This is a genomic window from Bradyrhizobium aeschynomenes (assembly GCF_013178945.1).
In the GTDB taxonomy this organism is placed as follows: domain Bacteria; phylum Pseudomonadota; class Alphaproteobacteria; order Rhizobiales; family Xanthobacteraceae; genus Bradyrhizobium; species Bradyrhizobium aeschynomenes.
The window spans coordinates 181,024-206,612 of sequence record NZ_JABFDM010000004.1 but is presented as its reverse complement, the minus strand read 5'-3'; the positions used below and the strand labels follow the sequence as shown (position 1 = coordinate 206,612).

Genomic DNA, 25,589 nt, shown 5'->3' with positions numbered 1-25,589 from the left:
CAAGATCTGGATTCTTTCCGGCTGCGTAAGATTTTTTTTGACAAGCAAAACCCCAAGTGTTGACAGATAGCTGCTGCAATTCGCATTCTCGCGCGGCAGCATGAGCCGTCCAGTCCGTTGCTCAGCCCGTCTTCGTTAGTACGATCTGCGCGCAGAAATTGACGGTGTGAGCGCCTGAGGCATACTGCGACCGCCTCGTTCCGAGGCCTGATTCTAAGGAGTTGAGAGATGTCGACGAAAGCGCCCAACCCTGTTGACAAGCATGTCGGCAGCCGGGTGCGGATGCGCCGTATCATGTTGGGCATGAGCCAGGAAAAACTTGGTGAGGCTCTCGGACTCACGTTCCAGCAGATACAGAAGTACGAAAAAGGCACCAATCGAGTCGGCGCCAGCCGGATCCAGCAGATCTCAGAAGTCCTGCAGGTCCCTGTCTCGTTCCTGTTCGAAGGCGTCCCCAGTGGCGGGACCAACGGTGAGGCTTTCGGCGAGGGCGCTTCTCCCGCCTATGTATCTGATTTTCTGGCAACCTCCGAAGGACTGGCGTTGACCCGCGCATTCACGCGGATCCACGATTCCAAGCTTCGGCGCAGCATCGTCGACCTGGTCGAGCAGATTGCTGATCGCGAGGCTCCAGAGGAAGGCTAGCTGATGCGCCGGCGCTGACATTCCTATTGCGGACACTCTCATATGAATGTCAGCGCCTCGGGGGGCCATTAGCAGACCACGTTTGGCGAACGACGCACTGGGCACGCGCCGTTCCGCCGGACGAATGAGCCGATAGACAGACCAGATCACGACCAATAGAGCGCGCTGGCTATCCTTCGGGAAATGCTGTCGCGCTCTAAATCATTTTGTGCGCATGTGGCGCGGGGAGTTGGCGGCGCGCCGGCGCGCCCCGGGCGAAAACCGGTCCTCCACGCCATCCTCCCCGACTACCATTTGCTAACCATAGAGAACTGCTCGCAAAGCTCATGATCGCCAACAGCAATCCGTTCGATAGTCGCACAATTCTTGAAGGCATCCGCCGCTGGGTGGAGATCGAGACCCCAACCGAGGCGCCCGATCGCGTCAACGAGCTGGCTTCGCTGGTCGCCGACGGCTATCGCGGGCTCGACGCCTCGGTCGAACGGATCGCCGGCCGCGATGGCTGCGGCGACCATCTGCTGGTGCGCTCGGCGTGGGGACAGAACGAGCCGGGCATCCTCGTGCTCAGCCATCTCGACACGGTGCATCCGCTCGGCTTCATCGAGCGCCTGCCGTTCGCGATCGACGGCGACGTCGCATTCGGCCCCGGCATCTACGACATGAAGGGCGGCGCCTATCTCGCTCATCATGCCTTTCGTCAGCTCTGCGCGGACGGAGAACGATCGCCGCTCGGCATTACTCATTTGTTCGTCTCGGATGAAGAGATCGGCAGCCCCACGTCGCGCGCGCTGATCGAGGAGGAAGGCCGCAGGGCCAAATACGTGCTGGTGACCGAGCCGGCGCGCGACGGCGGCAAGATCGTCACCGGACGCAAGGGTGTCGCGCGCTTCGACGTTGCGATCCGCGGCGTCCCCGCCCACGCTGGCGCGCGTCCACAGGATGGACGCAGTGCGATCCGCGAACTCGCCAACGTGATCCATGCGCTCGAAGCGCTGAACGATCCCGCGCGCGGCGTGACGGTGAATGTCGGCGTGGTCCGGGGCGGTACGCGCCCGAACGTGATCGCAGAGGAAGCCTATGCGGAGGTCGACGCGCGGCTGCCGACGCCTGCGGATGCCGACGAGATCGTGCCCAAGATTCTTGGTCTCACATCCCGCAGCGAGGGCGTCACCGTCAAAGTGAAGGGCGAGGTCAACCGGCCTCCCTATGTCAAAGGCAACGCGGGCGCAGCCTTGTTCGAGCACGCCAGATCGCTGGCGGAAGAAATCGGCTTCGAGCTCGCCGACACCTACACGGGCGGCGGCTCCGACGGCAATTTCACCGCGCCCTTCACCGCAACGCTCGATGGGCTCGGCGTCGACGGCAAGGGCGCGCATACGCATTACGAGCAGATGTACATCTCCTCGATCGAGCCGCGGACGCGGCTTCTCCACCGCCTGTTCCAGACCCTGCGATGAGCGCCGCGATCTCCATGCCCGTCGATGACGATCACACCGGCAATGAGGCCCTGCACGGCCAGGGCTCGTTCTTCGGCCGGCGCAAGGGCCACAAGCTCCGCGCGCACCAGGCCGACCTGGTCGAGAACCTGCTGCCGCACCTCGCGCTCGATCTTTCCGCCCCGGCCGACGCCGTGCTGCCGGCGCTATACGATCCCCCCGTCGAAGCGCTGCGGCTCGAGATCGGCTTTGGCGGCGGCGAGCATCTGGCTGCAGAAGCCAAGGCGTTTCCGACCACCGGCTTCATCGGCTGCGAGCCCTATGTCAACGGCATGGCCAAGATCCTGTCCGCGATCGAGGCCGACAACATCGGCAATGTCAGGCTCCTGGCAGGCGACGCCGCCGAGCTGCTCGCCTGGCTGCCGCCGCAGTCGCTGCAGCGGATCGACCTGATCCACCCAGATCCCTGGCCGAAGCGACGGCACTGGAAACGGCGCTTCGTGCAGGACGCGACCATCGCCGCGATGGCGCGCGCGCTGAAGCCCGGCGGCGAATTCCGCTTCGTCAGCGACATCGCCGACTATTGCGCCTGGACCTTGTGGCACCTGCTGCGCTCGCCGGATTTCGTCTGGACGGCGGAACGGGCCGATGATTGGCGTCTACCGTGGCCGGGTTACACGATGACGCGCTACGGCCGGAAGGCGACGCGCGAAGGCCGCGTCGCCAACTACTTGATCTTCCGGCGGCGCTGACGCGGGCGCGTCAGTGGCGCGTTTTCCAGAACGCGACGACGCGCTCGGCCGTCGATGACAGCAGACGCGCGTAGTTGAGCTTGATCGCTTCGATGTCGCGCTGTGCCGGCACGCGCTTGCGTCCGAGCCGGAGCAGGATCAGCGCGTGCACGGTGCCCCAGTCGAGCCCGATCTTGCGCCCGAGAATGAGCAGCGGGTCGTGGCGGTCGCCGGAGACGAGACGATCGAGCGTCGCGAGCTTGAGCCCGGTCATCGCAGCCAGCGCAGCGATGACCTCCTCATATCTGTAGGCGCGCGCAAACCCGAGCAGCGCAGCCTCGTCGAGGGTGTTCGCTTCATACAGCGCAAGAATGATCCGCTGCGCGGGAACGAAATTGCGCTGGCCTGCGCTCGCACCGGTCAAGTCGCCGGGCATCGCCAAGGCCTGCCTGATCTTCGCCTGCCGCTCCGGTCCGACCACATCGAACAGCCGCCGCTTGACGACGTCGAGCGCGCCATCGAGCAGTCTCTTGAGATGATCGTCGGAGAGATCCTCGCGCTTGCCGACCGTGAGCGTCAGCACGCCGTCGAAGCTCGCGCGATTGATCAGCTCGGTATAGCCGGGCTCGGAGAACGCCGCACCGGGATTGGCTGCGGTCCGCCGCACCACATCCCTGTCACCGCGCCGCACCAGCACGTCGGTCATGTCGGCCGACAAACGTGGACGCTCGGCCATCGCCAGCAGATGGCCTTGGCCCTTGTCGCGCGCGACATCGATGAGCACGTCGTCGTCGAGCACGGGAGAACGACGCAGCAGCGGACCGGCCACCGCAACCTCGTCGTCACGGGCGAGCTGGCCGACGACGGCACGCGGCGCCCTGGCAAGCCGCGACAGCCGCTCGGCCAGATCGATCCGCGTTTGCTGATCCGCGAGTGGGACCAGATCGATCAGCAACCCATCGAACAGATTGATGTGCTCGGGACGCAGCCTGCCGGCATCTTCGAAAAACAGGTCGGCGATGCGCCGTGTCGCCTCGAGGCCGCGCTCGGCGTCACGATGCCTCACGATCCCGTCGAGTCCGGGGATCAATGCGGTGGCGGGGGTCATGATGTCTACCCGATACGCAACACAACACACGTCCGCGCGCTCCGCCCCTCACGGCTCCAGAGCAAAAGCGCCCGAATTCATTCTGTTTTTAGCGTATCTTGGTGAATGAAGGGTTAGGCACCTGATTCCGAGCCGTCGCGTGCGTCCAGGGCCGGATCGCCGACGCGAAGGGCTTTCTGCAGTTCCGGGCCTGTTTGGTCGAGACGATCCCTTTTGGCCGAGACGACCCTTGCCGTCAGGCGCCAAAGCGGCTATATGAGCGCCATCAAACATCATCTCATATACGATCGCGTAGTGAGGGTGGGCCCTTCCGGACCCGCTCTTTTTTGTTACCTGGATCGCCCTGCCATCGGCGCGATCGATCCGGTGAGCGCGATCGGCCAGGCCTGACGGCCGCAAGCAGCAAGACACGCGATCGACGCCTCGATGACGGAACCGACCCTCGCAACCGCTGACACCGACCTTCTGACCGAGCCCCGGCTCGTCGTCGAGCCGGGTGTGGCGGCGCGCGTGGCTGCCGTGGCCGACCCGGTGTTGCAGGCAATGGGCTACCGGCTGGTGCGGATCCGCATCTCCGGCGAGTCCGGCTGCACGGTGCAGGTGATGGCCGAACGCCCCGACGGCTCGATGCAGATCGAGGATTGCGAGGCGGTGTCGCGGGCGCTATCGCCCGTGCTCGACATCGCCGATCCGATCGATCGCGCCTATCGGCTCGAGATCTCCTCGCCGGGCATCGACCGGCCGCTGGTCCGCCGCTCCGATTTCGAGCGTCACATCGGTCATCTGGTCAAGATCGAGATGGCCGTAGCCTACCAGAACCGCAAGCGCTTCCGCGGCATCATCAAAGGCGTCGAAGGCGATGGCGTGCGCATCACGCGCGACGACGTGGCGAAGGACCAGGACCCGGAGGTCGTGCTACCGATGGCCGACATCGGCGACGCAAAGATGGTGCTGACCGACGAGCTGATCGCCGAGTCCATGCGCCGCGGCAAGGCCGCCGAGCGCGAGAAGAAGCGCGACCTCGGATTGGCGCCGCCGCTGGCGCCGCACGCCAAGCCTGCGGCCCAGGCCAAGCCAAAACCGAAGTTGAAGGACAAGCAGCCGGTCAAGAAGCCGCTGCCGACCAACACCAAGAAACATCGCCTCGCCGCCGATCGCGCGCGCAGAGGCGAGATCGATCCTGATTAGAGGAGACTAGACCCATGGCCGTCAGCGCCAACCGGTTGGAACTGCTGCAGATCGCCGACGCCGTCGCGCGCGAGAAGTCGATCGACCGCGGCATCGTGATCGCCGCCATGGAAGACGCGATCGCCAAGGCCGCCCGCGCCCGCTATGGCAGCGAGACCGACGTCCATGCCGAGATCGATCCGAAGAAGGGTGAGCTGCGGCTGTCGCGCCACATGCTGGTGGTCGAGAAGGTCGAGAACCCCTCCAACCAGATCTCGCTCGACGATGCCCGCCGCGCCAATCCGGGCGCCCAGATCGGCGACACCATCGCCGATACGCTGCCGCCGCTGGAATATGGCCGCATCGCCGCGCAGTCGGCCAAGCAGGTCATCGTGCAGAAGGTGCGCGAGGCCGAGCGCGACCGGCAGTACCAGGAGTTCAAGGACCGCATCGGCGACATCGTCAACGGCGTCGTCAAGCGCGTCGAATATGGCAGCGTGATCCTCGACCTCGGCCGTGGCGAGGCGATCATCCGCCGCGACGAGATGCTGCCGCGCGAGGTGTTCCGCAACGGCGATCGCGTCCGCGCCTACGTCTTCGACGTCCGCCGCGAGACCCGCGGCCCGCAGATCTTCCTGTCGCGCACCCATCCGCAGTTCATGGCCAAGCTGTTCGCGCAGGAAGTGCCAGAAATCTATGACGGCATCGTCGAGATCAAGGCGGTCGCCCGCGACCCCGGCTCGCGCGCCAAGATCGGCGTCGTCTCCCGCGATTCCTCGGTCGACCCGGTCGGCGCCTGCGTCGGCATGCGCGGCTCGCGCGTCCAGGCCGTGGTGAACGAGCTGCAGGGCGAGAAGATCGACATCATCCCGTGGTCGCCCGACATCGCGACCTTCGTGGTCAACGCGCTGGCGCCGGCCGAAGTCGCCAAGGTCGTCATCGACGAGGATCGCGAGCGCATCGAGGTGGTCGTGCCCGACACCAACAACCAGCTGTCGCTGGCGATCGGCCGCCGCGGCCAGAATGTCCGCCTCGCTTCGCAGCTGACCGGCTGGGACATCGACATCCTGACCGAGCAGGAGGAGTCCGAGCGCCGCCAGGCCGACTTCGAGAACTCCACCCGCGTGTTCATGGAATCACTGAACGTCGACGAGGTCGTCGGCCAGCTGCTGGCGTCCGAAGGCTTCACCTCGGTCGAGGAGCTCGCTTTGGTCGATCTCAAGGATCTCGCCGGCATCGAAGGCTTCGACGAGGAGACCGCGACCGAGCTGCAGACCCGCGCCCGCGAGTTCCTGGAGCAGCAGGAGGCCGAGCTCGAGGCCAAGCGCAAGGAGCTCGGCGTCGAGGACGCCGTGAAGGCGGTGCCCGGCGTGACCACCAAGATGCTGGTCAAGTTCGGCGAGAACGACATCAAGACGGTCGACGATCTCGCCGGCTGCGCCACCGACGATCTGGTCGGCTGGACCGAGCGCAAGGACGGCGGGGAAGCCACCAAATTCCCCGGCATTCTCGACGGCCTCGACGTATCCCGCGACGACGCCGAAGCCATGGTGATGCAGGCCCGCGTCAAGGCGGGCTGGATCAGCGAGGCCGATCTCGCCAAGGCCGAGGCCGATGCCGAGGATGAATCCGAAGAACAGACCGCCTGAGCCATGGACGCCGTGATGACAGCCGCCATGACCATGATCGCTTGAGATGAGGAGCCGCATCACCGCATGCTCGCTTTGGCCGACCCCGAGCTCGACAATGGACCGCGGACCGACAAGTCCGCGACCATGCGCATGTGCGCGGTCAGCCGCGAGGTGCGGCCGATCGGCGAGCTGATCCGCTTCGTCGTCGGCCCGTCGGGCGAGGTCGTGCCCGACATCAAGCGCAAGCTGCCCGGGCGGGGGTTGTGGATCACCGCATCACGACAGGCGGTTGCGGAAGCGGTGCGGCGTCACCATTTCAGCCGCGGGTTCAAGGCGAACGTCCGCGTCCATCCGACACTTGCCGAGGATCTCGAGGCCTTGCTGGCCCGCAGCGCGATCGAGGCGCTGGGCATCGCCGCCAAGGCGGGCCAGGTTGTCTCGGGTTTCTCCAAGGTGGAAGCGGCGCTGTCGCAGCGCCAGTCGCGGACCACCTTGGCGGCCCTGATCCACGCTGCGGACGGCGCAGCCGACGGGATCCGCAAGCTCGACGCCCTGGTCCGGACGCCTGACGGGGACCAGGGCCAAGCCCTGCCATTTCCGATCATCTGCTGTCTCACTTCGGCAGAATTGGATTTGGCACTTGGGCGCTCAAATGTGATACATGCTGCCGTGCTCGCAGGCCCGGCGAGCAGGACATTCCTGTCGCGCAGCCAGACACTGGTCCGATACCGGTCGGCCGACGCTGACAAGATTGCCGGAACCGCGGCCACGAAATCTGCTTCGACTTCGACGACATAGCTACGAATACGCGACGATTGCACGAATGGGACGGTGCGGCAGACCCGCACGCTGGTAAACGAGATTAGGACGACTGAATGGCCGATCAAAACACTCCGGGCGACAAGAAACTCGGTGTCCCGAGCAAGACCTTGACGCTCAAGCCGCGCGTCGAGACTGGCACGGTGCGTCAGAGCTTCCCACACGGCCGGAGCAAGCAGGTGGTGGTCGAGAAGCGCGGCACCAAGCGCCGCGTCGGCGATGGGGCGCCCGATGCGCCGCATGCGCCGGAGCCGACCGTCGCCAAGGCGCCACCGCCGCCGCCGCCGAGCAACCGCCCATCGGGGCCGCGTTCGTCCGGGCCTCAGCGCAGCGGGTCCGGCGTCGTGCTGCGGACCCTGACCGAGGATGAGCGCTCGGCCCGCGCCAGCGCGCTGGCCGACGCCCGCGTCCGCGACATCGAGGAACGCCGCCAGGCCGAGGAGGAAGCCCGCCGCCGTGCCGAGCGCGAAGCCGCCGAACGCGCCGAGCGCGAGGCTGCCGAGGCGCGCCGCAAGGCCGAGGAAGAGCGTCATCGCCACGAAGAGGAAGCCAAGCGCAAGGCCGAGCTCGAGGCCAAGAAGCGCTTTGGCGAAGGCGAGGCGCCCCGCCCGACGACATCGTCAGCGCCGCAGCCCACGGTGACCGCGCCGGCCCGGCCCGCGCAGGCTCCGGGCCGCCCGCAAGGCGCGCCGGGCAGCCGGCCGCAGCAGATCGGCACCAGCTCGCGCCCCGGTGGCGCGCAGCCCGCCGGCGCACGTCCTGCCGGAGCCCGCCCGGCCGGCGGCGGCCCGCTCGGCCGCGCACCGGGTGTCGCCGCAGGTCCCGACGAGGATGAGGGTCCGCGGCAGATCCGCCGGGGTCCCGGCGGCGCCGCGCGTCCGGCCCCGCCGCCGAAGACCACGCACAAGCCAGGCCCGCAGAAGCAGCGCGGCCGCTTGACCGTTGTCACGGCGCTCACGGCCGATGACGTGCGCGAGCGCTCGATCGCCTCGTTCCGCCGCCGCACCCAGCGCCTGAAGGGCCATGCCGCCAATGAGCAGAAGGAAAAGCTGATCCGCGAGGTCACGATTCCGGAAGCGATCACGATCCAGGAGCTCGCGAACCGCATGTCGGAGCGCGCGGTCGACGTGATCCGTCTGCTGATGCGCCAGGGCGCGATGCACAAGATCACCGACGTGATCGATGCCGACACCGCGCAGCTGATCGCCGAAGAGCTCGGCCACACCGTCAAGCGCGTCGCCGCGTCGGACGTGGAAGAGGGCCTGTTCGACGTCGTCGACGATTCGACCGACACCGAGCCGCGTTCGCCGGTCGTGACCGTCATGGGCCACGTCGACCACGGCAAGACCTCGCTGCTCGACGCGCTGCGCCACGCGAACGTGGTCTCGGGCGAGGCCGGTGGCATCACCCAGCACATCGGCGCCTATCAGGTGACGGCGCCGGACAGCGGCAAGAAGATCACCTTCATCGACACGCCCGGCCACGCCGCGTTCACCGCGATGCGCGCCCGCGGCGCCAAGGTCACCGACATCGTCGTGCTGGTGGTCGCGGCCGATGACGGCGTCATGCCGCAGACGATCGAGGCCATCAACCACGCCAAGGCGGCGAAGGTGCCGATGATCGTGGCGATCAACAAGATCGACAAGCCCGATGCCCGCCCCGAGCGCGTCCGCACCGAGCTGCTGCAGCACGAGGTGCAGGTCGAATCGCTCGGCGGCGAGGTCGTCGACGTCGAGGTGTCCGCCAAGAACAAGACCAATCTCGATCGTCTGCTCGAGATGATCGCGCTGCAGGCCGACATCCTCGACCTGAAGACCAATTCGGATCGTCCGGCCGAGGGCACCGTGATCGAAGCCAAGCTTGATCGCGGCCGTGGTCCGGTCGCCACCGTGCTGGTCCAGCGCGGCACCCTTCGTGTCGGCGACATCATCGTCGCCGGCGCCGAGATGGGCCGCGTCCGCGCGCTGATCTCCGATCAGGGCGAGACCCTGCAGGAGGCGGGTCCGTCAGTGCCGGTCGAGGTGCTCGGCTTCAACGGTCCGCCGGAAGCCGGCGATCGTCTCGCCGTCGTCGAGAACGAAGCCCGCGCCCGCCAGGTCACCAGCTATCGTGCGCACCAGAAGCGCGAGAACGCCGCTGCCTCGATCTCCGGCATGCGCGGCTCGCTCGAGCAGATGATGTCGCAATTGAAGACCGCGGGCCGCAAGGAATTCCCGCTGGTCATCAAGGCCGACGTGCAGGGCTCGCTGGAAGCCATCCTCGGCTCGCTCGAGAAGCTCGGCACTGAAGAGGTCGCCGCCCGGATCCTGCATGCCGGCGTCGGCGGCATCAGCGAGTCGGACGTGACGCTGGCCGAAGGCTTCAACGCCGCGATCATCGGCTTCTCGGTCCGAGCCAACAAGGAAGCCGCCGCGCTCGCCAAGCGCAACGGCATCGAGATCCGCTACTACAACATCATCTACGACCTCGTGGACGACGTGAAGAAGGCGATGAGCGGTCTGCTTGCGCCGACGCTTCGCGAGACCATGCTCGGCAATGCGCAGATCCTCGAGGTGTTCAACATCTCCAAGGTCGGCAAGGTCGCCGGCTGCCGCGTCACCGACGGCACCGTCGAGCGCGGCGCCAATGTCCGCCTGATCCGCGACAACGTCGTGGTTCACGAGGGCAAACTGTCGACGCTGAAGCGCTTCAAGGACGAAGTGAAGGAAGTGCAGGCCGGCCAGGAATGCGGCATGGCCTTCGAGAACTACGGCGACATGCGTGTCGGCGACGTCATCGAGTGTTATCGCGTGGAGACCATTCAGCGCTCGCTGTAAGTCCGAATCCTACAGAGCGCGCTGCGATCAAGTGAGCAGCGATTCCGTGCGTCTGCGGAATCGCTGCGCATCTTGAACTTAACCAAGCGTCGTTGAACTCAATCAGAATGATCCTCTCGCCCGCGCTGACGCCGGGCGATGATCCGTTGGATTTTTGCAAAATGCCTCGCCATCACCAGAGAGGGAGCGCAGCTTCCGGCGGCTCGCAGCGTCAGTTGCGCGTGGCCGAGACCGTGCGTCACGCTGTCGCCGACATTCTCAGCCAGGGTCACGCGCATGATCCGGACCTGGAGGGACACATCATTACGGTGCCCGAAGTCCGCATGTCCCCAGACCTGAAGCTCGCCACAATCTACATCATGCCGCTCGGCGGACGCGACACCGACGTCGTGCTCGCCGCGCTCGAGCGCAACAAGAAGTTCCTGCGCGGCGAAGTCGCGCGCCGCGTTAACCTGAAATTTGCACCTGACATCCGCTTCCGCGTCGACGAGCGATTCGACGAAGCAGAACGGATCGAGAAATTACTGCGAACACCCGCGGTGCAGAGAGACCTCCATTCGGATTCGGAAGAGAGCTGATGACCATTCCCCCCGAAACCGGCACTGTCGATGCGCTGAGCGCCGAGCCGACCGTTGTCAAAGCCAGCAATTTTTCCGACGGGCGCGCGCCGCGCGACAACAACGACCCGCGCAGCAGACAGAAGCAGGGCAACCAGCCTCGCCGCGACCGCCGCGACGTCCACGGCTGGGTTGTGCTCGACAAGCCGATCGGCATGACGTCGACGCAGGCCGTGGCCATCCTGAAGCGCCTGTTCCAGGCCAAGCGCGCCGGCCATGCCGGAACGTTGGATCCGCTCGCCTCCGGCGGTCTGCCGATTGCGCTGGGCGAAGCCACCAAGACCGTTCCGTTCGTGATGGACGGCCGCAAGCGCTACCGTTTTACGGTGTGCTGGGGCGAGGAGCGCGATACCGACGACACCGAGGGCCGCGTGGTCCACACCAGCGAGCAGAGGCCGGACGCGGAGGCCATTCGCGCGCTGCTGCCGCAATTTACCGGCCGGATCGAGCAGACGCCGCCGCGCTATTCCGCCATCAAGATCCAGGGCGAGCGCGCCTATGACCTCGCCCGGGACGGCGAGGTCGTCGAGTTGCAGCCGCGCCCGGTCGAGATCCACGAATTGACCCTCGTCGACCAGCCCGACCCCGATCACGCGGTGTTCGAGGCGGAATGCGGCAAGGGAACCTATGTCCGGGCGCTGGCCCGCGACATGGGCCGAATCCTCGGCTGCTACGGCCATATCAGCGCGCTCCGGCGGACCCTGGTCGGTCCGTTTACCGAGAACGACATGATTCCGCTGGAACAGTTGGAGGCTTTGTGCGATAGAGCCGCGTCCGGTGAGGGAAGCCTCGCCGACGCACTCTTGCCCGTTGAGACCGCGCTGGACGACATCCCGGCACTGGCCGTCACTCGGGCTGATGCGGCAAGGCTCCATCGGGGCCAGGCCGTCTTGTTGCGCGGACGGGATGCGCCCCATAGTAGCGGCACAGTCTATGTCACGGTCGCAGGCCGCCTTCTGGCGCTTGCCGAAATTGGCAATGGCGAACTCATCCCCAAGCGCGTGTTCAACCTGACCGGACTGACTGCTAGCTCCGGTCGCAACGAAAGAGACTGACGATGTCGGTGACCGCAGAGCGCAAGGCGGAAATCATCAAGGCGAATGCCACCAAGGCCGGTGACACCGGTTCTCCCGAGGTGCAGGTTGCGATCCTGTCGGAACGCATCAACAACCTGACCAGCCATTTCAAGACCCACGGCAAGGACAACCACTCCCGCCGCGGCCTCCTGAAGCTGGTGTCGACCCGCCGTTCGCTGCTGGACTATCTGAAGAAGAACGACGAGGCGCGCTACAAGGCGCTGCTTGAGAAGCACAACATCCGTCGTTGAGCTTCGCTACGGAATGAGCGCGCGCTGGTTCGCGCGCGTGATGGCATGGTCCTGAGAACGCCGCAGATTGCGGCGTTCGCTAAGTCCGGGATCATGCGGTCTGGCCGGAATCCGGAAAGAAGCGATACGCTGACCCGCCGATTCCGCCCAGACGGTGCAGTACGCCTCAGCAGCAATCCGGCCGCTGGGCGTGACGGGCAAGGTGCCCGTTATTTACGAGAAGGATGGACGCCATCCGAAATAAGAAAACCATGGCAGGATCGCAGGGCGCTGATCGTTTTCCAGCGTCCTGCAATCTTGCGCATGGTTTTTTTGTTTCAGGGGGGTCCGCCTTCGATCATCTCATGAAAGAAGATACCCATGTTTACCAAGCATTCCGTCGAGATCGACTGGGGTGGGCGTCCGCTCAAGCTGGAAACCGGCAAGATCGCCCGCCAGGCTGACGGCGCTGTCGTCGCCACCTATGGCGAGACCGTCGTGCTCGCGACCGTCGTCGCCGCCAAGGCGCCGCGCGAGGGCGTCGACTTCCTGCCGCTGACCGTCGACTATCAGGAAAAGACCTACGCTGCGGGTCGCATCCCCGGCGGCTATTTCAAGCGCGAGGGCCGTCCGACCGAGAAGGAGACGCTGGTCTCCCGCCTGATCGACCGCCCGATTCGCCCGCTGTTCGTCGACTCCTGGCGCAACGAGACGCAGGTCATCGTGACCGTGCTGTCGCACGACATGGAGAACGATCCGGACATCGTGGCGCTGGTCGGCGCGTCCGCTGCGCTGACCCTCTCGGGTGTTCCGTTCAAGGGCCCGATCGGCGCGGCCCGCGTCGGCTTCGCCAATGACGAATACATCCTCAATCCGACCCTCGACGAGATGGCCGACACCCAGCTCGACCTGGTCGTCGCCGGCACCTCGGACGCCGTGCTGATGGTGGAATCGGAGGCCAAGGAGCTCAACGAGGACATCATGCTCGGCGCGGTGATGTTCGGTCATCGTCACTTCCAGCCGGTCATCAACGCGATCATCGAGCTCGCCGAGAAGGCCGCCAAGGATCCGCGCGACGTCGCGATCATCGACAACAGCGCGATCGAGAAGGAGATGCTCGGCATCGCCGAGCAGGACCTGCGCACCGCCTATGCGATTCCGATCAAGCAGCAGCGCTATGCTGCCGTCGGCGCCGTCAAGGAAAAGGTGATGGCCTACTTCTTCCCCGAGGGGCAGGAGCCGAAATACGACAAGCTCCGTGTCGCCGCCGTGTTCAAGGAGCTCGAGGCCAAGATCGTCCGCTGGAACATCCTGGACACCGGCAAGCGCATCGACGGCCGCGACGCCAAGACGGTCCGCAACATCGTCTGCGAGGTCGGCGTGCTGCCGCGTGCGCACGGCTCGGCGCTGTTTACCCGCGGCGAGACGCAGGCGCTGGTCGTGACCACGCTGGGCACCGGCGAGGACGAACAGTACATCGACGCACTGTCGGGAACGTACAAAGAGACGTTCCTGCTGCACTACAACTTCCCTCCCTACTCGGTCGGTGAGACCGGCCGCCTCGGCGGTACCAAGCGCCGCGAGATCGGCCACGGCAAGCTCGCCTGGCGCGCGATCCACCCGGTGCTGCCGCCGCACCACGAGTTCCCCTACACGACGCGCGTCGTGTCGGAGGTGACCGAGTCGAACGGCTCATCGTCGATGGCCACCGTCTGCGGCTCCTCGCTGGCGCTGATGGATGCCGGCGTGCCGCTGAAGCGGCCGACCGCGGGCATTGCGATGGGTCTGATCCTGGAGGGCAGCCGCTTCGCCGTGCTGTCCGACATTCTCGGCGACGAGGACCATCTCGGCGACATGGACTTCAAGGTCGCAGGCACCGAGAGCGGCATCACCTCGTTGCAGATGGACATCAAGATCGAGGGCATCACCGAGGAAATCATGCGCGTGGCCCTCGGCCAGGCGCGCGATGGCCGCATCCACATCCTGGGCGAGATGTCCAAGGCGCTGACCGCAGCCCGCGCCGAGCTCGGCGAATACGCGCCGCGCATCGAGACCTTCAAGATCCCGACCGACAAGATCCGCGAAGTGATCGGCACCGGCGGCAAGGTGATCCGCGAGATCGTCGAGAAGACCGGCGCCAAGGTCAACATCGAGGACGACGGCACCGTGAAGGTCGCCTCCAGCGATGGCGAGGCGATGAAGGCCGCCATCAAGTGGATCAAGTCGATCGCCTCCGATCCGGAGGTCGGCCAGATCTACGACGGCACCGTCGTCAAGGTGATGGAGTTCGGCGCCTTCGTGAACTTCTTCGGCACCCGCGACGGCCTCGTGCACATCTCGCAGCTGGCCGACAAGCGCGTGCAGAAGACCTCCGACGTCGTCAAGGAAGGCGACAAGGTCAAGGTCAAGCTGCTCGGCTTCGACGACCGCGGCAAGACCCGGCTGTCGATGAAGGCGGTCGACCAGACCACCGGCGAGGACCTCGAAGCCAAGCAGAAGGATGCGCCCGCCGAGGCGCGAGAAGCCGCCGGCGAGTAAGCCGCGCGATCTTGGATGAGACACAAAGGGCGGCTTTCGAGCCGCCCTTTTTATTTGTGCCGGCCCATCCGCATCATTGCGAGCGCAAGCGAGGCAATCCAGGGCCGCGCCCGGGACTCTGGAGTGCTTCGCCGCCGAGCCCGGCAATCGGGCCGCGCGCATCGGGATCCGCTGGCTCCTCGCAATGACGATGAAGAGGGCTTACGTTCCCTCTACGTCTTGCTGGAGACCCTACGTCCGATGTCCGAGCTGATCATCCGTCCCGCGAGGCCGGACGAATATGACGCCATCGCGAGGCTCTGGATGGAGAGCTGGTGCTCGACCGGGCTGGAGCGCCCGAGCGACACGCTGCTGAGCCTGCTGAAGGCGCGCGTGCCGCGCGAGGTGGCCGGCGGCTGGAGCCTCTATGTCGTCGATGACGGCGGCGCGCTCGCGGCGATGCTCGCGATCGACATGCCCAAGCTCTATCTCGACCAGCTGATGATCGCTCCCTCTCATCAGGGCCGCTCGCTCGGCCGCCGTCTGCTCGGCTTCACCCGCGAGCTGCTGCCCGACGAGGTTTGGCTGCGCTGCGCCGAGGGCAACGAGAAGGCGTGGCGCTGGTACGAGCGCGAAGGCTTCCTGCTGGAAAAGACGCAGGCCGACCCCGTGCACGGGCGGATGATGAAGTATTATCGCTGGAAGCGCTAAAGCCCGGGCCTGATTGCGCCGCGTGCATTAGCGACATGTCTCGCCTGTGGCCGGAAAGGCATTGCGCGCGCCTTTCCTGGGGAACTAGGGTCAGGTTCCCGGACGGCTTCCGTCGTTCTCGAACCGCCCCGTCTCGTCGCCGGGCATCTCGATCGCGACATGCCGGCCTATTTCAACTCGGAAGCGCAGTGACAAGGACAGGCCCAGACGACATGAGATCCGCCATGACGTATTCGGATCACCGCGCGTTCACCAGATCGCTCTGGCGTGGGCTCGCGCCGCTGCTGCTCGCGCTCGCCTTCACCTCAAGCGAGGCGCCGGCACAATCTCCATCGTCGACGTCGGCTGCGAAGGCGGCGCCCAAGATCGGCGGCGCGGGTCCGAAGGCCGGTGCCGGAGCGGCCGGACGAGAGAGCGGCCCCTGCGAGACCGGGGTGATCGCAGCGCTCGGCGACGTCTTCACAGTGCAGAAGAACGGCATCACTCGCCTGAGCGATGACTACACCGAAGTGCCGGTGACCTGGGGCTTCGATGATCTCGTCCATGCGCGCGTGATGGCCGCCGCCGGCGGCGCCGCGGTCCGTCGCATTGCCGTCCCCAAAGGCGCGTTCGACGCATTCTATCGGTCGGATCGGGTGACTGCCGACAACGACATGCTTCCCGCGATCGTCAAGCGAGTCGCGGGCACGACACGCTGCGCTCGTTACCTCGTCGTCACGCGCCGGGCCGGACGCGAGCCATCGACTTACGACACGGTGCTGGGCGTCGGCGTGATCAACCGCGGCGAGGGTTTTGGCCGCTACACGCACGTCTTCATCATGATCGACATCGAGCTCTATGATGGTACGACGTTCGAGAAGCGCGCGGTCGCCGGCAGCGCCGGCTCGCTGATGTCGCGTCTCACTACCGGCATCGGGCCGCCCTCGCGCGCCGGTGACGTCGACAACGCCAACTTCCCAACGACGCCCGCAGACGCCGCCAGCAACACGGTGTTGCGCGACATGGCCCGCTCGATGCTGAAGTTCCGCCTAGATCAGCGCCTGCCGGTCTATTTCGCACGCGAATAGACGTCGTCCTCCATCGCGACGAAGCTGCGCTGCCCGGTCACAATCTCAGTTTCAGCACCGCGTGCCCGGAGTGCTGGACGAGACCGGATGAGGTCGCATTGACGCCGTATCGCATGCTCAACTCCAGGCGATCGGTGCCTGCGGTCGCGACCCCGAGGCCAGCCGAGTAGGTCCAGGGTGACAGGCCGAGGCCGCTGGTGACGAAGCCGTCGCCACCGCCGGAGAAGGCGGCACCGATCTGCAGCCGCTGGTTCAGAGCGTTGTAGCCGGCACCGACGTCGGCCGTCAGACGGACCTGGCGTGCGACTTGATAGACGGCCTTCAGGCCGGCGGTGGCCGTCAGCTCCTGATAGGTCTGGGGATCGACATTCAGGCTGAAGCCGCCGGCGCCGCTCTCGCGATAGGCGTTGCTGCGGACCATGCCATAGTCGAGGCGCAGCGACGGAATGAGCGCGAAACTGTCTGCCACCGGGATGCGCGTCTTGAGGCCGGCGCCTCCATGACCCGTAGAGGAGCGATAGCTTCCGCCGGCCGACATGTTCGCGAAGCTGAGCGAACGGCTTTCACCATTGTCGCTCCATCCTCCGTCGAGCTGATAGTCCAGCATCAGGTCGGGACGGATCGCGTAAGCTCCGTACAGTCCGAGCTGATAGGATGACAGGCCGAGACGGTTCGGCACGGCATCATCGCTTCCGGTGATCGTCTGCCGCGAATAGCCGAACACACCGCCGACCATCGCCCGCTGCGAAAGCGCGGCATCGGCGCCAAAGGCCAGGCCGCCGCCAGAGGCACCGTAGCCCGCGATGCCATCGCGGTCCGCCTGCCGCGCGGTGCCGCCGAGCGGCTGCATCCAGACATGCCGGCCGGTACGGCCGATATCGTCGAGCCGGTTGATCATCGTCTGCCGAAACGCCTGCTGCGTCACGTAGGTCGCCTGCGACGCCGCGCCGGTGAGCACAGGCAACGTCTGCTTGACGGCATTGCTGAGCGAAGGGCCGCTGAGATTATCGAGCGCGGCAAATCCCGGCGCCATCGACCCGCTCCAGCCCGCCGACGTCGTCGACAGCCGGTACAGCATGTCGGCGGCCTCCAGGCCGACGCGGCCGCCGGCCGACCGAAGCGCCGTGCCATAGGGCTGGATCAGCGCCATCGTCGCCAGATCGCCGGTCATGCTTCCCGTGAGATCATAGGTCGAGGTGACCATCTGCGCATTCGACGCGTTGCCGCTCATCGCACCGTAGAGGCTGGTCAGGCTGCCACGGGACAGCGTGTTGAACAGGACGCTTCCCTCCGGGGTGACCGAGCCGAGCAAGGTGAAGCCACCCGCCGTACTGCCGGCCGGCGCAATCCCGGCACCCCAGAAATAGCCGTTCTGATAGCTGGTGATGACGAACCGGCCGGGCGCCTGGGTGCCGAACAAGGCCGGGCTGACGATCCGCCACGGCGTTCCCTCCGTCCAAGCCCATTGCGGCACCGAATTGGCGGGCACCGGGGCTGATGGCGGTGGCGTGAAAGTCGCGGGATCGTAGGGCAGCATGTAGGCCCAATGCGTCACCAGCAGACTGTCGCCGGTGATCATCTGCATTTCCATGCTGGTCACACCGTTGACCGCGCGCATGTATCCCAGCCCGACCGTCGCCGTGCCGCCTCCGGTCGGCGTGAACAGCATCGTGATCTGGCCGCTGGTGGTGACGAAGCCCTGGATGGTGGAGGTGTCGGTCAGCAACGCCGGACCGATCCTGAGCTGGGCGACGCTGGTCCCGGTGAAGGCGCCATTTGTTGCAGTGCCAAGGGTCCACAGCGTCTGATCACCAATGGGAATGGGGTTCGTGAAGCCGGTCTTCGGCGAGATGTAAGCCAGCAGCTGCGCCGTCGGCACGTACCAGTTCGTATTGGAGATCGTGGAGTCCCAGACGGTCGATTGCGCCTGCGCCGGGCGGGCGCAGCCTGCGACACATGTAGCGCCCATCATCGCGGACATCACGATGACGGAGGTTCTCCAACGCAGCATCGCATCGCCCCCACGACTTGTCTTGCTGCCGGCGCAACCGGCTTTCTGACAGCCGAGGCTGACGGATCGAAGATGCCTCAGTCTCGCATCGAGCGAAAACGTCGCTGCCGGAGTAGCGCCAAATGACGCCTGATTATCCGCGTGGACGGATCGTCTTCAACTGGGAAAAATCGAGCGGATCATCCAAGGCTGCCTTCGGGCAGCCGCCGGGAGCGGCGAAGGCCGGGGTTATTCGCCCTTGAGGTCCTCCGGCCGCGGCATTGAGATGACGTTGTAGCCGGAATCGACGTAGTGGATTTCGCCCGTCACGCCGCCGGACAGCTCCGACAGCAGATACAACGCGGAGCCGCCGAGTTCCTCCAGGGTGACGCCGCGACCGAGCGGCGAGTGCTTCTGCTGGAACGCGAACATGAAACGCGCATCGCCGATGCCGGAGCCGGCGAGCGTACGTACGGGCCCGGCCGAGATCGCGTTGACGCGGATGCTGCGGCGGCCGTAGTCGGCGGCGAGATAGCGCACCGACGCCTCCAGCGCCGCCTTGGCGACGCCCATCACGTTGTAGTTCGGCATCACCCGGTTCGAGCCGTCGAAGGTCAGCGTGATCATGCTGCCGCCGCTCTCCGGCATCAGCTCCGCGGCGCGCTTGGCGATCTCGGTGAACGAGAAGCAGGAGATCAGCATCGTGCGCGAGAAGTTTTCGCGCGAGGTGTCGGCGTAGCGACCCTTCAGCTCGTTCTTGTCGGAGAAGGCCACGGCATGGACGATGAAGTCGAGCCCGCCCCAGGCCTCGCGCAGCGCAGAGAAAACGCCGTCGACGCTGGCGATGTCCTCGACGTCGCAGGGCAGCACGTGCTTGACGCCGAGCTCATCGGCGAGCGGACGCACGCGCTTGCCGAGCGCGTCGCCCTGATAGGTGAAGGCCATCTCGGCCCCGTGCGCAGCCAGCGTCTTGGCGATGCCCCAGGCGATCGAATGGTCGTTGGCGATGCCCATGACCAGACCGCGCTTGCCTGCCATCAGACCCTGCATGCTCACTCTCCTTCGTCATGCCGGGGCCGACCCAGCCGGGATGATCGTCAGTCTCCGAAGACGCCGATAGCCGGACAGCGGGGCGAAAGAGCTTCGCGCTGTTGTCCGGCCGGCGCCGAGGAACCAGTACCGTTCAAGATTCTAAGCGTCGAGGTGCTTGAAGACCAGCGTCGCGTTGGTGCCGCCGAAGCCGAACGAGTTCGACAGAACGGTGCCGAGCTTGGCGTTGTCGATGCGCTTGCGCACGATCGGCATGTCGGCGAACACCGGATCGAGCTCGGTGATGTTGGCGCTCTCGCAGATGAAGCCGTTCTTCATCATCAACAGCGAATAGATTGCCTCCTGGACGCCGGTGGCGCCGAGCGAATGACCGGTCAGCGCCTTGGTCGCGGCGATCGGGGGACATTTCTCACCGACGCCGAATACCTTCCGGATCGCCTCCATCTCGGGCGGATCGCCGGCCGGTGTCGAGGTCGCGTGCGGATTGATGTAGTCGATCCTGGTCTTCACCGTCGACAGCGCCATCTGCATGCAGCGCTCGGCCCCCTCGCCCGACGGCGCGACCATGTCGTAGCCGTCCGAGGTCGCGCCATAGCCGACAATCTCGCCATAGATCTTGGCGCCGCGTGCCTTGGCGCGCTCGAGCTCTTCCAGCACGAGGACGCCGGCGCCGCCGGCGATCACGAAGCCATCGCGGCTCACATCATACGGACGCGACGCGGTCGCGGGCGTGTCGTTGTGCTTGGACGACATCGCGCCCATCGCGTCGAACAGCACCGACAGCGTCCAGTCGAGCTCCTCGCAGCCGCCGGCGAACATCACGTCCTGCTTGCCGTACTGGATCATCTCATAGGCATTGCCGATGCAATGGTTCGAGGTCGCGCAGGCCGACGAGATCGAGTAGTTGACGCCCTTGATCTTGAACCAGGTCGCGAGCGTCGCCGACGCTGTCGAGGACATCGCTTTCGGCACTGCGAAGGGGCCGACCCGCTTCGGACCCTTGGTGCGGGTGATGTCGGCGGCTTCGACCAGCGTCCGCGTCGACGGCCCGCCGGAACCCATGATGATGCCGGTGCGGATGTTGGACACGTCGGACGATTCGAGTCCGGAATCCTGAATTGCCTGCTCCATCGCAACGTGATTCCACGCCGCGCCTTCACCGAGGAAACGCATCGCGCGACGGTCGACCACCTCGGCCGGATTCAGCGTCGGCGCACCTTGCACCTGCGAACGAAAACCAAGCTCGGCATATTTCTCAGCACGGGAGATGCCGGACTTCGCCTCGTACAGGCTCGCCAACACCTCCTGAGTGTTGTTGCCGATCGACGAGACGATGCCCATGCCCGTGATGACGACCCGCCTCATGATGTCCGCCTCGCCTTGCTCGTGTGTTCTGTTGCAGTCACGCCTGCTGCACTGTCTGTCGTCGCAGCCCGTCGGTTCAAGACGGCGCGGCGCCCTGCTTGAACAGGCCGACCTTCAGGTCCTTCGCGCGATAGATAATCTCGCCATCCATCGAAAGCCACCCGTCGGCAATGCCGAGCACCAGCTTTGAGCGCATCACGCGCTTGATGTCGACGTTGTACACAACCTTGCTGGCGGTCGGCAGAACCTGGCCGGAGAATTTGAGATCCCCGAGGCCGAGCGCGCGGCCGCGCCCTGCGCCGCCGGTCCAGCCGAGGAAAAAGCCGACCATCTGCCACATCGCGTCGAGGCCGAGACAGCCCGGCATGACGGGATCGTTCTTGAAATGGCAGCCGAAGAACCAGAGATCCGGCTTCACGTCGAGCTCGGCGCGGACCAGACCCTTGCCGTACTCGCCGCCGGTCTCGGTGATCTCGACGATCCGATCGAACATCAGCATCGGCGGCAGCGGCAGCTGCGCATTTCCGGGGCCGAACAGCTCCCCGCGGCCGCAGGCCAGCAGGTCTTCGTATTCATAACTGCCGCGCCGATCCAGCATGCTTGATGCGCCTTTCTCAACGATCCCCGTCGAACGATCCCAGGTGGAAAATGTGCCGCGCGAGATGCCCCTTCGCGCGTCGACCCGTCCATGCCCCCCGCCCGCCTTGCGGCCATTCCCCCGGCGCGAACGTTCCACGATCGCGCCGGACGACGATGACCTCTGCCGGCTGGCGGCCCCGCGCCGGACGATCGAAATGGCGATGGCTGCCATGTCGTCCGGCCGCGCCCGCCATGGCAGGTCAAATCGGGTCCGCGCGCTCTCTAACATAGGGGATTGCGGCGTCAATGCGCGTGTCCGGGTAATTTGACGGCAGACCGGGACGTGCAACCGGGCCGCGCACGAATTGCAGTTTAGGGGCGTTCTAGATACGTTAGTTGCGATAAGCTTGCATCTGACAGGGTTTCTTCCTATATCGGGATGGGTCAGTGTGAATTTTTTGGTGCTTGAAGTGGACGCCAGCAACAACGCTTCGATGAGTGGTCACGACCGGGCCAGTCCGGAAGGGCTGGGGACCGGGCGGCAGCCTGCGCTCAATGGTTGCCCGTGGCACGACGTCAACGAAATGCTGCAGACTGCGGGGCTGCGTCCGACGCGCCAGCGCATGGCTTTGGGCTGGCTGCTGTTCGGCAAGGGTGCGCGGCATCTGACCGCCGAAATGCTGTACGAGGAAGCGACGCTGGCCAAGGTTCCGGTCTCGCTGGCCACCGTCTACAACACGTTGAACCAGCTGACGGATGCCGGATTGCTGCGTCAGGTCAGCGTCGACGGCACCAAGACCTACTTCGATACCAACGTCACGGCGCACCACCACTTCTATCTCGAGAACAACCACGAGCTGGTCGACATTCCTGACCAGCATCTGGCGCTGTCGAAGTTGCCGGAGGCTCCGGAGGGTTACGAGATCGCGCGCATCGACATGGTGGTGCGGCTGCGCAAGAAGCGCTGAGACGCGGCAACGATCTCAGACAATCATCTAAGTCGAACCGATGCCCGCCCGGCGCGGGCATTTTGATGTCGAGAGTGCGTCGGCAACGCGGCCAACGCCGCGCGTCGACGACGCGTCAGTTCACCTGCTCGTCGGCATAGACGCCCCACAGCCGCTGCTGCTGGATCCAGCCCTCGAAGCCGTTGCCGAGCACGCGGCACCAGCCATTGCCGCACTTCTTCACCTGCGCCACGACCCCTGCCTGCAGCCGCGCCGTGACCGCGCTGGTCGCGTCGGCGCTCTCATAGATCGGCGCGAGCTCGTCCTTGTTCTTCATCGTGACCACCGCGGTGCGGCGGCCGGACAGCAGCGAGTGATAGACCCAGCCTTCCGAGCCTTCGGAATCGCGCACGCGGCGCCAGTTCTCATATTCCGCGGTGATCTCCACCGGCAGCCCGGAGCGGGTGTAGACCCATGCCACGTCGTTGTCCTTGGTCGGACCGGCGCGGACGTTCACATGGTCGGATTTCAGGCTGACATAGCGCGGCACCGGCAGGCCGCTGGTGCTGAGAGCCGAATCCTTGGCCAACGCGCCGCCGACCCCATCGAGCAGACAGACAACGAGAACTGCGACCGCACCAAAACGCCCCAACGCCATTGAACTCAACTCGCTCTCCCTCGCAAGGAACGCGCGCTCGTCGCATGCGATCCTTCGCCCGATCCCCATTGAACCGCCCGGCTGCCCCCCTTCGTGCACAGAGAGGGCTTGCCGAAAGCGCCAGTCCCGACCCGCCGTTGGCTTCTTGTCTTGGCCCGGCCTTCTGCTAGACAGGACCGAACACAAGCGGCCAGGAAGCGCCTGAGAATCGCTCGCGAAACCCTGTCAGGGACGGATCGGCCCACCTGCGAGATCCGACACGACCAGTCCAGGGAAGCGCTCTTCTCAAGCGACGACGGTAGTTTCGGCGAACCCGGTTAATGAGGTCTGAAGGATCTCATGAGAGCAGCACATGTCAGGTAGGAAAAAGCCCCTCGTCGTGGTGACACGCAAGCTGCCGGACTCGGTCGAGACCCGCATGCGCGAGCTGTTCGACGCACGGCTCAATCTCGACGACGAACCGATGAGCCAGGAGCAGCTCGCCGACGCCGTGCGGACTGCCGAGGTGCTGGTTCCAACCGTGACCGATCACATCACCGCGGACATTCTCAATCAGCCTGAATGCAAGCTGCGCATGATCGCCAATTTCGGCAATGGCGTCGACAATATCGACGTCGCGGCGGCGGTGGCGCGCGGCATCACCGTGACCAATACGCCGAAGGTCCTCACCGAGGACACCGCCGACATGACCATGGCGCTGATCCTGGCGGTGCCACGGCGGCTGATCGAGGGTGCCTCGATCCTGACCGAGGGCAAGAATTGGGCGGGCTGGTCGCCGACCTGGATGCTCGGCCACCGCATCGGCGGCAAGCGCCTGGGCATCATCGGCATGGGCCGCATCGGCCAGGCGGTGGCGCGACGCGCCCGCGCCTTCGGCCTGCAGATTCATTATCACAACCGCCGCCCGGTCGCCCCCGTGATCGCCGACGAGCTCGGCGCCACCTATTGGGAAAGCCTCGACCAGATGCTGGCGCGGATGGACATCATCTCGGTGAACTGTCCGCACACCCCGGCGACGTTCCATCTGCTGTCGGCCCGAAGGCTGAAGCTGATCCGCAAGGATGCCTACATCGTCAACACCGCGCGCGGCGAGGTGATCGACGAGGAGACGATGACGCGGCTGATCGAAGCCGGCGACATCGCCGGGGCCGGCCTCGACGTGTTCGAGCACGAGCCCGCCGTCAATCCGCGCCTGGTGCGGCTGGCCAAGGCCGGCAAGGTGACGCTCTTGCCGCACATGGGCTCGGCCACCATCGAGGGTCGCGTCGAGATGGGCGAGAAGGTCATCATCAACATCAAGACCTTCCTCGACAACCACCGCCCGCCGGACCGCGTGCTGCCGAGCATGCTGTAGGCCCGTCAGCCAGCCTCGCACACGGTGTCGTCCCGGCCTTGAGCCGGGACTCATACCGCGTGATGTCTGTAACGGGCATGCCGCCCGTCCCCGCGCCTCATGGCCTTCACGGAGTATGGGTCCCGGATCGGCGCTCACCGACGCGTGGCGCCGATGAGCTTGTCCGGGACGACGGCGGAACGTATGGCGAGCCACTCGGCCCGCGCCACGCGTCACTTCCGATGCGCGCTCAGATCCGCGATCACCAAGCCATCGCCATTGAGCGGATTCGCCGGATCGCGCCCGTAGCGCAGCGTCTCGAACCGCATGGTCCGCGCATCCAGCATCAGCAGTCTCCCTACGAGGCCCTCGCCGAAGCCGACGATCTCGCGAATCGCCTCCAGCGCCATCATCGAGCCGAGCATGCCAGCGAGCGCGCCCATCACGCCGGCTTCGGCGCAGGCCGGCACGGTGCCGGGCGGCGGCGGCTCCGGGAACAGGCAGCGATAGGTCGAGTTGAACTCGCCCTTGTCATTGCGCTCATGCGCGCGGATCGTCGTCAGCGATGCATCGAAGGTCCCGAGCGCGCCTGTGATCAATGGCTTCTTCGCCAGGAAACAGGCATCGGATGCGAGATAGCGGGTGTCGAAATTGTCGGAGCCGTCGAGCACGAGATCATAGCCGCCGATCAGATCGAGCGCGTTGTCGGCGTTGAGCCATCCACGATGCGCCACGACACGGACATGCGGATTGAGCGCGTTGATGCGCTCGGCTGCGCTGTCGACCTTGGGACGGCCGATGTCGGGCGTCGCATGGATGACCTGGCGCTGCAGATTGGACAGCGACACCACGTCATCATCGACCACGCCGATCGTACCGACACCGGCGGCGGCGAGATACATCAGCGCCGGCGCGCCGAGCCCGCCCGCGCCGATCACCAGCACGGAGGCGCGCTTCAGCGCCGCCTGACCAGGACCGCCGACATCGCGCAAAACGATGTGACGGGCATAACGCTCCAGTTCCTCGTCGCTTAGCATCGCCACGGACTTCCCTCCGCTGCCGCATTGCCGTCGGTCCATGATGGAGGCAGCGGTTC

At 65.6% G+C, this 25,589-nt stretch carries 22 protein-coding genes; 15 read left to right on the top strand and 7 right to left on the bottom strand.

The window, feature by feature from the left end; translation table 11 throughout:
• Nucleotides 1-228: 228 nt before the first annotated feature.
• The 3 genes from HL666_RS13910 to HL666_RS13900 all read left to right on the top strand — a co-directional run bounded on the left by HL666_RS13910 (nt 229) and on the right by HL666_RS13900 (nt 2,833).
• Entirely contained in the window at nt 229-645 is a 417-nt protein-coding gene (locus HL666_RS13910; protein WP_006615449.1) for a helix-turn-helix domain-containing protein, read from the top strand.
• A gap of 326 nt (nt 646-971) precedes the next feature.
• Nucleotides 972-2,102, top strand: a complete 1,131-nt coding sequence (locus HL666_RS13905) for a M20 family metallopeptidase (protein WP_172181953.1) — start codon at nt 972-974, stop codon at nt 2,100-2,102.
• Nucleotides 2,099-2,833 carry a tRNA (guanine(46)-N(7))-methyltransferase TrmB gene (locus HL666_RS13900; protein ID WP_172181952.1) on the top strand — a complete coding sequence of 245 codons (735 nt, stop codon included), beginning with the start codon at nt 2,099-2,101 and terminating at the stop codon, nt 2,831-2,833. Before HL666_RS13905 ends, HL666_RS13900 begins: the two co-directional genes overlap by 4 nt.
• A gap of 10 nt (nt 2,834-2,843) precedes the next feature.
• Here HL666_RS13900 and HL666_RS13895 read toward each other — a convergent pair whose 3' ends face one another.
• Nucleotides 2,844-3,920, bottom strand: coding sequence for a DUF2336 domain-containing protein (locus HL666_RS13895; protein ID WP_172113534.1), 1,077 nt, complete (start codon nt 3,918-3,920; stop codon nt 2,844-2,846).
• A 426-nt stretch (nt 3,921-4,346) separates the two neighbouring features.
• Between HL666_RS13895 and rimP the strand changes: the two genes are divergently transcribed.
• The 10 genes from rimP to HL666_RS13845 all read left to right on the top strand — a co-directional run bounded on the left by rimP (nt 4,347) and on the right by HL666_RS13845 (nt 16,571).
• A complete protein-coding gene (gene rimP / locus HL666_RS13890) occupies nt 4,347-5,108 on the top strand; it encodes a ribosome maturation factor RimP (RefSeq protein ID WP_172113535.1) in 762 nt (253 codons plus the stop codon).
• Nucleotides 5,109-5,122: 14 nt separating this feature from the next.
• Nucleotides 5,123-6,736, top strand: coding sequence for a transcription termination factor NusA (gene nusA / locus HL666_RS13885; protein ID WP_172132525.1), 1,614 nt, complete (start codon nt 5,123-5,125; stop codon nt 6,734-6,736).
• 66 nt (nt 6,737-6,802) lie between these two features.
• Entirely contained in the window at nt 6,803-7,516 is a 714-nt protein-coding gene (locus tag HL666_RS13880) for an RNA-binding protein (RefSeq protein ID WP_172132526.1), read from the top strand.
• A 77-nt stretch (nt 7,517-7,593) separates the two neighbouring features.
• Nucleotides 7,594-10,353 carry a translation initiation factor IF-2 gene (gene infB / locus HL666_RS13875; RefSeq protein ID WP_172181950.1) on the top strand — a complete coding sequence of 920 codons (2,760 nt, stop codon included), beginning with the start codon at nt 7,594-7,596 and terminating at the stop codon, nt 10,351-10,353.
• Nucleotides 10,354-10,514: 161 nt separating this feature from the next.
• The gene (rbfA, locus tag HL666_RS13870) at nt 10,515-10,931 is read left to right on the top strand and encodes a 30S ribosome-binding factor RbfA (RefSeq protein WP_172113685.1); all 417 of its coding nucleotides are present in this window, start codon (nt 10,515-10,517) and stop codon (nt 10,929-10,931) included.
• Nucleotides 10,931-12,025 (top strand): tRNA pseudouridine(55) synthase TruB, encoded by a 1,095-nt coding sequence (gene truB, locus HL666_RS13865; protein WP_172181949.1) that lies wholly within the window; start codon nt 10,931-10,933, stop codon nt 12,023-12,025. Before rbfA ends, truB begins: the two co-directional genes overlap by 1 nt.
• Nucleotides 12,026-12,027: 2 nt before the next feature.
• Nucleotides 12,028-12,297 carry a 30S ribosomal protein S15 gene (gene rpsO, locus HL666_RS13860; RefSeq protein WP_009025947.1) on the top strand — a complete coding sequence of 90 codons (270 nt, stop codon included), beginning with the start codon at nt 12,028-12,030 and terminating at the stop codon, nt 12,295-12,297.
• Nucleotides 12,298-12,657: 360 nt separating this feature from the next.
• On the top strand, nt 12,658-14,814 hold the full coding sequence (pnp, locus tag HL666_RS13855) for a polyribonucleotide nucleotidyltransferase (protein WP_172132527.1): 2,157 nt from the start codon (nt 12,658-12,660) through the stop codon (nt 14,812-14,814).
• 240 nt (nt 14,815-15,054) lie between these two features.
• Nucleotides 15,055-15,504, top strand: a complete 450-nt coding sequence (locus HL666_RS13850) for a GNAT family N-acetyltransferase (RefSeq protein ID WP_172181947.1) — start codon at nt 15,055-15,057, stop codon at nt 15,502-15,504.
• Between the two features lie 224 nt (nt 15,505-15,728).
• Complete coding sequence (locus HL666_RS13845; RefSeq protein ID WP_172113543.1) at nt 15,729-16,571, top strand: hypothetical protein; 843 nt, start codon at nt 15,729-15,731, stop codon at nt 16,569-16,571.
• Between the two features lie 37 nt (nt 16,572-16,608).
• Here the strand turns inward: HL666_RS13845 and HL666_RS13840 are convergent, their stop codons facing one another.
• From HL666_RS13840 to fabA, 4 genes are all read right to left on the bottom strand, one after another.
• A complete protein-coding gene (locus tag HL666_RS13840; RefSeq protein ID WP_172181946.1) occupies nt 16,609-18,582 on the bottom strand; it encodes an autotransporter family protein in 1,974 nt (657 codons plus the stop codon).
• A 228-nt stretch (nt 18,583-18,810) separates the two neighbouring features.
• Nucleotides 18,811-19,611, bottom strand: coding sequence for an enoyl-ACP reductase FabI (gene fabI / locus HL666_RS13835; RefSeq protein ID WP_172113545.1), 801 nt, complete (start codon nt 19,609-19,611; stop codon nt 18,811-18,813).
• Nucleotides 19,612-19,752: 141 nt separating this feature from the next.
• A complete protein-coding gene (gene fabB, locus HL666_RS13830) occupies nt 19,753-20,976 on the bottom strand; it encodes a beta-ketoacyl-ACP synthase I (protein ID WP_172181944.1) in 1,224 nt (407 codons plus the stop codon).
• A gap of 76 nt (nt 20,977-21,052) precedes the next feature.
• Nucleotides 21,053-21,574, bottom strand: coding sequence for a 3-hydroxyacyl-[acyl-carrier-protein] dehydratase FabA (fabA, locus tag HL666_RS13825; protein WP_172113547.1), 522 nt, complete (start codon nt 21,572-21,574; stop codon nt 21,053-21,055).
• 475 nt (nt 21,575-22,049) lie between these two features.
• On the opposite strand from fabA, the gene irrA reads away from it, so the two are divergent.
• The gene (gene irrA, locus HL666_RS13820; protein WP_042340464.1) at nt 22,050-22,523 is read left to right on the top strand and encodes an iron response transcriptional regulator IrrA; all 474 of its coding nucleotides are present in this window, start codon (nt 22,050-22,052) and stop codon (nt 22,521-22,523) included.
• 115 nt (nt 22,524-22,638) lie between these two features.
• On the opposite strand, the gene HL666_RS13815 is transcribed toward irrA, so the two are convergent.
• Nucleotides 22,639-23,160 carry an SH3 domain-containing protein gene (locus HL666_RS13815; protein ID WP_172113686.1) on the bottom strand — a complete coding sequence of 174 codons (522 nt, stop codon included), beginning with the start codon at nt 23,158-23,160 and terminating at the stop codon, nt 22,639-22,641.
• A 352-nt stretch (nt 23,161-23,512) separates the two neighbouring features.
• Here HL666_RS13815 and HL666_RS13810 point away from each other — a divergent pair, with 352 nt between their 5' ends.
• Nucleotides 23,513-24,514, top strand: coding sequence for a 2-hydroxyacid dehydrogenase (locus HL666_RS13810; RefSeq protein WP_172113548.1), 1,002 nt, complete (start codon nt 23,513-23,515; stop codon nt 24,512-24,514).
• Nucleotides 24,515-24,726: 212 nt separating this feature from the next.
• On the opposite strand, the gene HL666_RS13805 is transcribed toward HL666_RS13810, so the two are convergent.
• Nucleotides 24,727-25,530 (bottom strand): HesA/MoeB/ThiF family protein, encoded by an 804-nt coding sequence (locus HL666_RS13805; RefSeq protein WP_172182298.1) that lies wholly within the window; start codon nt 25,528-25,530, stop codon nt 24,727-24,729.
• Between the last annotated feature and the right edge of the window lie 59 nt (nt 25,531-25,589).